Genomic DNA, 9,177 nt, shown 5'->3' with positions numbered 1-9,177 from the left:
TGGGTTACCCCCAAACCAGCCCCCGGGTGGCCGCGGGGTACCCCGTACTGCGGCCCGGCCCCCGGTATACGGGCTCCCCCGCCGGCCCGCCCCCGCCCCCGGTACGGGGGGGCCCGGGGCCGTCGGCTGCGGGATCAGGTGCCGGTGCGCAGCGCGGCGGTGTGCTCGCGGACCTGTGCCGGTGTGAGGTAGGTGTCCGTGTGCTCGAAGTCGCGCAGCTTGGCCGGCTGCCGGGACAGGAAGCCGGTGCGTACGAAGTCGTCGCCCGCGACGGCGTTCAGGATCCAATTGGTCGCGACCCGTGCCTTGGCGACGTTGGTGCGCAGCGCCGACCAGTGGTAACCGCGGGCGACGGCCTGCGCGGGAATCCCGTGCAGCTCGATCCCCAGCGGCTTGGAGACCGCGTCCTTGCCTCCGAGGTCCACGACGAGACCGAGGTCCTTGTGTACGTACGGCTTCAGCGGCTGGTTCCGCAGTGTCGCGATGAGGTTGTCGGCGAGCCTGCGGCCCTGGCGCATGGCGTGCTGCGCGGTGGGCGGGCAGACCGCTCCGTCGCCCTTGTGCAGGTCGGGGACGGCCGCGCAGTCGCCGAGGGCGAAGATGCCGTCGAATCCCGGCAGGATCATCTCGGGGGTGACAGCCAGCCGGCCGCGTACCGTCTCCGCGTCGAACGTGCTGACCAGCGGGCTCGCGGTGACGCCCGCCGTCCAGATCAGGGTCCGGCAGGGCAGCACCCGGCCGTCGGTGAAGGTGACCTTCTCGGGGGCGGCCTCGGCGATCGAGACGCCGAGCGACACCTCGATGCCACGGGCGCGCAGCATCTCCAGGGCGCTTCGGCCCAGCTTGGCCCCCAGTTCCGGCATCAGCTTCGGGGCGATGTCGATGAGGTGCCACTTGATCAGCCTCGGGTCGAGCCGCGGGTACTGCCGGAGCGCGTTGGTGGTGAGGCGCTGCAGACAGGCCGCCGTCTCGGTCCCCGCGTAGCCGCCGCCGACCACCACGAACTGGAGGCGCGAGGCGCGTTCGTTCTCGTCGTGGCTGGCGTCCGCGAGGTCGAGCTGGGCGATCACGTGATCCCGTACGTAGGCCGCCTCGGCCAGCGTCTTCATGCCCTGGGCGTTGTCCAGCAGGCCGGGGATGTCGAAGGTGCGGGTGACACTGCCGGCGCTGAGCACGATGTAGTCGTAGGGCTCGTAGACGATCTCGTCGGTGATCTTGCGGATGATGCAGATCTTCGCCTTCGGGTCCACCCCGATGGCCCCGCCCGGGATGATCCTGGTGCGGTGCTTGCGGCTGCGGCGCAGCGAGATGGCGACCGACTGCGGGGTGAGCACGCCCGCCGCCACCTGTGGCAGCAGGGGGAGGTAGAGCTGGTACGAGAACGGGGCGACGAGCGCGATCTCCGCCTCGCCCGGGATGAGTCCGCGCTCCAGACGGCGTACGCACTCCACTCCGGCGAATCCGGCGCCGACAACGAGGATCCTGGGTCGTGCCACGGTGTTCGTCCCTTCTCGGGGCTGTACATTCATCCGTTCGCCTGCCACGTCGCACGCGCCCGTCCTCACTCATCCTTACGAGCCGGGGACGAGTTCGCCTGCTGGGGCGGCGGAACGGACGACGCGCCCGGTCAGCGGGTCAGCAGGGTGACCGCGGTGCAGGTGCCGCCGACCGCGCCGACGGCCACGACCCCGGCGGCCACGCAGCGTGCCTTGAGCCTGCGGTAGCGCGCCTCGTACTCGCCGCGCAGTGCGGTGGCGCGGGCGGAGATGCGGGCGAGCGTCGCCCGTGATGCGGCGAGCCGGTCTGCGGTGTAGACGCGTTCGACGTCCTCGCGCTGGGCAGTGGTGAGCCAGGGGAGCTCGTCGGTGAAACGGCCGGCCCGGCGGCGGGCCTCCTCGACCTCGGCGCTCCACAGCAGGTAGCCCTGAAGTTGTGCGAGCCCGCGGGCGCTGTCCTTGTCGGGATCCACTCGCTCCTCCTCTCCCCGGGCCGTCGTGCTCACGCCCGCTCGTCCCCCGGGGCCGGGAAGGTCCCGGTGTCCGGACGGTTGAGGGCCTCGTCGAGCGCGCGGACCGAGGGGTGGTGCAGATCGAAGGCCGGGGATTCGGAACGGATCCGCGGCAGGGTGAGGAAGTTGTGCCGGGGCGGCGGGCAGGAGGTCGCCCACTCCAGGGAGCGGCCGTAGCCCCACGGGTCGTCGACTCCGACGTTCCTGCCGTACTTGGCGGTCTTCCACACGTTGTAGAAGAACGGCAGCATCGACAGGCCGAGCAGGAACGAGGAGATCGTCGAGACCGTGTTCAGCGCGGTGAACCCGTCGACGGCGAGGTAGTCCGCGTAACGACGCGGCATGCCCTCCGCGCCCAGCCAGTGCTGCACCAGGAACGTGCCGTGGAAGCCCACGAACAGCGTCCAGAACGTGATCTTGCCGAGCCGCTCGTCCAGCATCTTGCCGGTGAACTTCGGCCACCAGAAGTGGAATCCGGAGAACATCGCGAAGACCACGGTGCCGAAGACGACGTAGTGGAAGTGAGCGACGACGAAGTACGAGTCCGAGACGTGGAAGTCCATCGGGGGCGATGCCAGGATCACGCCGGTCAGACCACCGAAGAGGAAGGTCAACAGGAAGCCGATCGACCAGAGCATCGGTGTCTCGAACGACAGCGACCCCCGCCACATCGTGCCGATCCAGTTGAAGAACTTCACACCGGTCGGTACCGCGATGAGGAATGTCATGAACGAGAAGAACGGCAACAGCACACCGCCCGTCACGTACATGTGGTGCGCCCACACCGTCGCGGAGAGGCCCGCGATGGCGATCGTCGCGCTGACCAGGCCGATGTAGCCGAAGATCGGTTTCCGGCTGAAGACCGGGATGACCTCAGTGACGATGCCGAAGAACGGCAGGGCGATGATGTACACCTCCGGGTGGCCGAAGAACCAGAAGAGGTGCTGCCAGAGCAGGGCCCCGCCGTTGGCCGGGTCGAAGACGTGCGCACCGAACTTTCGGTCCGCCTCCAGCACCAGGAGGGCCGCCGCGAGGACCGGGAAGGCCAGCAGGACCAGCACAGCGGTCAGCAGGACGTTCCAGACGAAGATCGGCATGCGGAACATCGTCATGCCGGGGGCGCGCATACAGATGATCGTGGTGATGAAGTTGACCGAACCGAGGATCGTGCCGAAGCCGGAGAAGGCCAGGCCCATGATCCACATGTCGCTGCCGATGCCCGGTGAGCGGACCGCGTCGGTCAGCGGGGAGTAGGCGAACCAGCCGAAGTCCGCCGCCCCGTTCGGGGTGAGAAAGCCTGCCACGACGATGACCGAGCCGAAGAGGTAGAGCCAGTAGGCGAACATGTTCAGCCGCGGGAACGCCACGTCGGGCGCGCCGATCTGCAACGGCATGATCCAGTTGGTGAATCCGGCGAACAGCGGGGTCGCGAACATCAGCAGCATGATCGTGCCGTGGATCGTGAACGCCTGGTTGAACTGTTCGGGCGAGACGATCTGCATCCCCGGACGCGCCAGCTCGGCGCGCATGACCAGGGCCAGCACACCGCCGATGACGAAGAAGGCGAACGAGGTGACGAGGTAGAGCGTGCCGATCGTCTTGTGATCGGTGGTGGTCAGCCACTTGATGACGACGTTTCCCGGTTCCTTGGCGTGGACCGGAAGCTCGTTCGCGTACGCCTCCTCCGCCCCGGCTGCCCCTGTTGTGCCCGTCGTCGTCACTGGGACGCTCCTTCGATTGTCGTTCGCGGGTGGCCCGAGCACCCGGCAGGGGCGCCGTTTCCACCGGGACGGCCGGCCGACCGGTCCCGCGCGCGTCACGCCAGATTCCAGGAGCAGCAAATCAGCCGCGGGGCCGCGATGTGCGTCCCGCCGCCCGCCGCCGCACGACATTCACCCGTCAGGGCGTCCATGGCCACAGGCCGTGTTTCAGGCCCTCGGTCCGCTGCGAGCCGGGCCGCCGCCGGCCGAACTCCGGTACGTTGCCATGCCGTTGCCGGGCGATCCGGTGGATGCCGGGGCCGGGGACGGGCCGTGGGCTCCCCCGGCGCCGCTCAGGCCAGCCCGCCCGTCGCGCGGACGTTCTGTCCCGTGATCCACCGGCCGTCGTGACCGGCGAGGAAGGCGACCACATCGGCCACGTCCGCGGGTTCCCCCAGGCGGCGCAGCGGGGTCATGCCGGCGACTGCCTCCAGTGCCTGCGGCTGGTTGTTGCCGCGCAGCAGCTCGGTGTCGGTGGCTCCGGGCGAGACGGTGTTGACCGTGATCCCGCGGGCCCCGAGTTCATGGGCGGCGACGGCGGTGAGCTGCTCGACGGCACCCTTGCTCGCGGCGTAGGCGGAGATACCGGGGCCCGTGCGCACGGTGTTGGCCGTGGAGATGTTGACGATGCGGCCGCCGTCGCGCATCCGTAGCGCCGCGTGGCGGACCGTCATGAAGACCGCTCTGGTGTTGACCGCCAGAACCCGGTCGAAGACCGCCGGATCGGTGTCCGTCAGCAGGGACGGGGTGGGGCAGAGGGCGGCGTTGTTCACCAGGATGTCCAGCCCGTCGAGCTCCTCCTCGGCGACCGACATCAGGCGCTCCGGTCCGTCCGGGTCCGCGAGGTCCAGCCGGACGGACCGGACCTTGCCGCCGTCACCGCGCACCGTGCGGACGACCTCGGCCGCCGCGTCGTCGTCGGTGGCGTAGTTGAAGATCACGTGTGCCCCGTCGCGGCACAGCCGCTCGACGATCGCACGGCCGATGCCCCGTGATCCACCGGTGACCACGGCGTTCCTGCCTGTCAGCACGGCCTCTCCCCTTCCAGGGCACGGTTGGTCCGAGTCTTCGAACCTAGCGCTGGAAGGGCTTCCCGGAGCCGATTACGCGGAAACTCTTCGATCCGGCGGCCTGGCTCCGGTGCCGCTCCCGGACACGGAACCGCCCCGGCCGGGCATGGTGCCGGCCGGGGCGGGAGGGGCGGGGGCGCCTGGTCGCGCCCCTTTTCCGCGGTGTCTCGTCAGCCGATGGAGGCGATGGCCTGGACGAACGTCTGCGACGGGCGCATGACGGCGGAGGCCTTGGCCGGGTCGGGCTGGTAGTAGCCACCGATCTCGGCCGGCGAGCCCTGCACCGCGATCAGCTCGTCGACGATGGTCTGCTCCTGCTCGCCCAGCGTCTTCGCGAGCGCGGAGAACGCCTGCGCGAGCTGCGCGTCGTCGGTCTGCTGCGCCAGCTCCTGGGCCCAGTAGAGCGCCAGGTAGAAGTGGCTGCCGCGGTTGTCGATGCCGCCCAGCTTGCGGCTCGGCGACTTGTCCTCGTTGAGGAAGGTGCCGGTCGCGCGGTCGAGGGTGTCGGCGAGGATCTGGGCGCGCGCGTTGCCCGTGGTCGTCGCCAGGTGCTCGAAGCTGGCCGCGAGCGCGAAGAACTCACCCAGGCTGTCCCAGCGCAGGTAGTTCTCCTTGACCAGCTGCTGGACGTGCTTGGGCGCGGAGCCGCCGGCGCCCGTCTCGAACAGACCGCCGCCGTTCATGAGCGGGACGACGGAGAGCATCTTCGCGCTCGTGCCCAGCTCCAGGATCGGGAACAGGTCGGTCAGGTAGTCACGCAGCACGTTGCCGGTGACCGAGATGGTGTCCTCACCGCGGCGGATGCGCTCCAGCGAGAACGCGGTCGCCTCGACCGGCGACATGATCTCGATCTGCAGGCCGTCCGTGTCGTGGTCGGCGAGGTACTTCTTGACCTTGGTGATCAGCTGCGCGTCGTGGGCGCGGTCCTCGTCCAGCCAGAACACGGCCGGGACGCCGGTGGCGCGGGCGCGGGTGACGGCGAGCTTGACCCAGTCCTGGATCGGCAGGTCCTTCGCCTGGCACATCCGGAAGATGTCGCCGGCGCCGACGGCCTGCTCCAGCACGACGTCGCCGTTGCCGTCGACGACCCGCACCGTGCCGGTGGTGGGGATCTCGAAGGTCTTGTCGTGGCTGCCGTACTCCTCGGCCTTCTGCGCCATGAGGCCGACATTCGGCACCGAGCCCATGGTCGACGGGTCGAAGGCGCCGTTGGCGCGGCAGTCGTCGATGACGACCTGGTAGACGCCCGCGTAGCTGCTGTCCGGCAGCACGGCGAGGGTGTCGGCCTCCTGGCCGTCCGGGCCCCACATGTGGCCGGAGGTGCGGATCATGGCCGGCATGGAGGCGTCGACGATGACATCGCTCGGCACGTGCAGGTTGGTGATGCCCTTGTCCGAGTCGACCATTGCCAGCGCGGGGCCCTCGGCCAGCTCGGCCTCGAAGGACGCCTTGATCTCGTCACCGACCTGCGGCACCGAGTCCAGGCCCTTGAGGATGGCGCCGAGGCCGTCGTTCGGGGACAGGCCGGCGGCAACGAGCACCTCGCCGTACTTGGCGAAGGTGTTCGGGAAGAAGGCGCGGACCACGTGGCCGAAGATGATCGGGTCGGAGACCTTCATCATGGTGGCCTTGAGGTGGACGGAGAACAGCACGCCCTCGGCCTTGGCACGGGCGACCTGCGCGGTGAAGAACTCGCGCAGGGCCGCGACGCGCATGACCGCCGCATCGACGACCTCGCCCGCGAGGACCGGCACCGACTCGCGCAGCACGGTGGTGGTGCCGTCGTCGCCGGCGAGCTCGATGCGCAGCGAACCGTCCTCGGCGATGACCGTGGACTTCTCGGTGGAACGGAAGTCGTCGACGCCCATGGTGGCGACGTTCGTCTTCGAGTCGGCGGTCCACTTGCCCATGCGGTGCGGGTGCGCCTTGGCGTAGTTCTTGACCGAGGCGGGGGCGCGGCGGTCGGAGTTGCCCTCGCGCAGTACGGGGTTCACCGCGCTGCCCTTGACCTTGTCGTAGCGCGCGCGGACGTCCTTGTCCTCGTCGGTCTGCGGGTCGTCCGGGTAGTCCGGGAGCGCGTAGCCCTGCGCCTGCAGCTCGGCGATGGCCGCCTTGAGCTGCGGGATCGAGGCCGAGATGTTCGGAAGCTTGATGATGTTGGCCTCGGGGCGCTTGGCCAGCTCACCGAGCTCGGCGAGCGCGTCGTCGATGCGCTGGCCCTCTTCGAGACGCTCGGGGAAGCTGGCGATGATGCGTCCGGCCAGCGAGATGTCACGGCTCTCGACATTGACCCCGGCCGTCGAGGCGTACGCCTGGATCACGGGCAAGAACGAATAGGTCGCCAGGGCCGGGGCCTCGTCGGTGTGTGTATAGATGATGGTCGAGTCAGTCACCCTGTGCTCCGCTCCACGTCTGCAACATTGCTTGACATCAAGATATCTCGTGGTCGCCCCGGCCTCGACAGGGCCCTGCATTCATGGGCGGCGAAGTGTGCCGTCACGGCCGTACACCGCGTGTGCCCCGGCCCTGCCCGGTCACCGCCCGTCGGCGTACGCCCTGATCAACATGTACACACCACACCCGCCCCGTCGGCCGTGACCCCGCCCGGGCGGGTACTGCTCGAACAACGGACAAGTGTCATACGGTGGTTGCCCCACTGCTCACCAGAAGGAGTGCACACATGCCGGTCTCGCTGGGTCTCGGTCTTCCGCAGATGAAGCAGTACGACATCGGCCGCGATGTGGCCACCGTGGCACGCGCGGCGGAGGAGACCGGCTACGAGAGCCTGTGGGTCTTCGAGCGGATCATCTTCCCCGAGCCCGCCACGCAGGGGCTGTACGGCGTTCCGGGTCTGCCCTGGCCCGAGCAGTACCGCAGTGTCGCCGACCCGCTGATCACACTCGCGCTGGCCGCCGGGGCGACGGGCCGGGCCCGGCTGGGCACCAGCGTCCTGGTCGCGCCGCTGCACGTGCCGTTCCAGCTGGCCCGCTCGCTCGCCTCGCTCGATGTGGCGAGCGGCGGCCGGGTGGTCGCGGGCCTCGGCACGGGCTGGTCCCTGGACGAGTACGCGGCCGCCTCGGTCGCCCCCTTCGAGAAGCGCGGCGCGGTGCTGGACGAGCTGCTGGACGTGTGCGCGGCCGTCTGGGGCCCGGACCCGGTCTCGTACGAGGGCGAGCTGACCACCATCGCCCCTTCCGTGGTCGGCCCGAAGCCGGTGCGCCCCATCCCGGTCTACCTGCCGGCGAACAGTCCCCGGGCCACCCGCCGCCTGGTGGACCGGGCGGACGGCTGGATGCCGGTGGCCAATGGCGCCGCTCAGCTGGCCGAACAGTGGAAGCGGGTCCAGGACCTGGCGGCCGAGCGGGGCCGGGAGCGTCCGGTGGGCGTCTGCGCCCGCGCCAATGCCAGGTACACCGCCGAACCGGTCGCCGGTGCGGGCCGCACCCCCTTCCACGGCAGTGTGGCCCAGATCGTCGAGGACCTTGTGGCCCATGCCGGGACGGGGGTTCCGGAGATCCTGCTGGACCTTCAGGGCACGACGCGCGACGCCGCGGAACTGATCGACGTGGCCGCCGAGGTGTACGAGGCGGCGCGGGCCGCAGGGGTCTGATGCCAGGGGCGGGTGGGCCGGCCCCTATCGGCCGGCCGTCCGTGCGCGGCGGCGGCCGGCGGTGATGACTGCCGTCGCGCCGATCGCCAGCACGGCTGCTCCTGCGATGGCGATGCAGGGGGTGTTGCTGTTGCCACCGGTCTCGGCCAGTTCGGTCTGCGGGGACTGCCCGGCGACGCCGTTGACCTCGGGTTCGGCGGCCGCATCGGCGGCCTTCGGGGCAGCGGAGGCACCCGTGCCGGTCTGGGCACCGTGACCCTGGTGCTGGACCGAGGACTTCGCCGCGCCGTCCGCGATCTTCCTCTCGGTGGGCGCGGAGGCCGCCGGCGCGGGGGCAGTGGCACCGCCGCTCCTGCTGTCCTTGCCGAAAACCACGTCGGAGCAGGTGTAGAAAGCCTCGGGGGAATCGGAGCGCTGCCAGATCGAGTAGATCAGATGGCGTCCGGACCTGGCGGGGACGCTGCCCCGGAAGACGTAGTCGCCGTTCTCCATCTTCGGGTCCGTGACCTTCACGAACGGCTGCGCCTCCAGGTCCGACCACTTCAGCGGCCTCGCCGGGTCGTACGAGGTCTTCGTGAGGTACAGCTCGAACGAGCCCTTGTGCGGGGCGGTCCCCTTGTAACGGAAGGTGTGGCTGCCCGCGGACATCTTCGTCGACGGCCAGTCCACCCGCGGAAGATCCAGACCGCGGTACTTGTCGTTCGCCGCGCTGCACAGCTTTCCGTCGGG

7 protein-coding genes are annotated in these 9,177 nt (G+C 69.8%); 1 reads left to right on the top strand and 6 read right to left on the bottom strand.

Annotated elements, in window-relative coordinates:
* Nucleotides 1–134: 134 nt before the first annotated feature.
* The 5 genes from ACFVH0_RS35780 to ACFVH0_RS35760 form a co-directional block, all read right to left on the bottom strand.
* Nucleotides 135–1,496, bottom strand: a complete 1,362-nt coding sequence (locus ACFVH0_RS35780) for an NAD(P)/FAD-dependent oxidoreductase (RefSeq protein ID WP_385827162.1) — start codon at nucleotides 1,494–1,496, stop codon at nucleotides 135–137.
* A 131-nt stretch (nucleotides 1,497–1,627) separates the two neighbouring features.
* On the bottom strand, nucleotides 1,628–1,969 hold the full coding sequence (locus ACFVH0_RS35775) for a hypothetical protein (RefSeq protein WP_385827161.1): 342 nt from the start codon (nucleotides 1,967–1,969) through the stop codon (nucleotides 1,628–1,630).
* A gap of 29 nt (nucleotides 1,970–1,998) precedes the next feature.
* Entirely contained in the window at nucleotides 1,999–3,729 is a 1,731-nt protein-coding gene (gene ctaD / locus ACFVH0_RS35770; RefSeq protein WP_385827159.1) for a cytochrome c oxidase subunit I, read from the bottom strand.
* A 332-nt stretch (nucleotides 3,730–4,061) separates the two neighbouring features.
* Nucleotides 4,062–4,799, bottom strand: coding sequence for an SDR family oxidoreductase (locus tag ACFVH0_RS35765; RefSeq protein ID WP_385827157.1), 738 nt, complete (start codon nucleotides 4,797–4,799; stop codon nucleotides 4,062–4,064).
* Between the two features lie 209 nt (nucleotides 4,800–5,008).
* Complete coding sequence (locus ACFVH0_RS35760) at nucleotides 5,009–7,231, bottom strand: NADP-dependent isocitrate dehydrogenase (protein WP_385827155.1); 2,223 nt, start codon at nucleotides 7,229–7,231, stop codon at nucleotides 5,009–5,011.
* Nucleotides 7,232–7,518: 287 nt separating this feature from the next.
* Between ACFVH0_RS35760 and ACFVH0_RS35755 the strand changes: the two genes are divergently transcribed.
* Nucleotides 7,519–8,448, top strand: a complete 930-nt coding sequence (locus ACFVH0_RS35755; RefSeq protein WP_385827153.1) for an LLM class F420-dependent oxidoreductase — start codon at nucleotides 7,519–7,521, stop codon at nucleotides 8,446–8,448.
* Between the two features lie 24 nt (nucleotides 8,449–8,472).
* On the opposite strand, the gene ACFVH0_RS35750 is transcribed toward ACFVH0_RS35755, so the two are convergent.
* Nucleotides 8,473–9,177 (bottom strand): lytic polysaccharide monooxygenase (locus ACFVH0_RS35750; RefSeq protein WP_385827151.1); only part of this gene is annotated, 705 nt, incomplete at its 5' end.

It is taken from the genome of Streptomyces sp. NPDC127117 (assembly GCF_042677325.1).
Lineage (GTDB): Bacteria > Actinomycetota > Actinomycetes > Streptomycetales > Streptomycetaceae > Streptomyces.
Note: the sequence above shows the minus strand (reverse complement) of the source record. Positions and strands in the feature narration are given on the sequence as shown.

What these genes read in the sequence shown, in the direction of transcription:
- ACFVH0_RS35755 (WP_385827153.1), top strand. Translation starts at nt 7,519, where the DNA reads ATGCCGGTCTCGCTGGGTCTCGGTCTTCCGCAGATGAAGCAGTACGAC.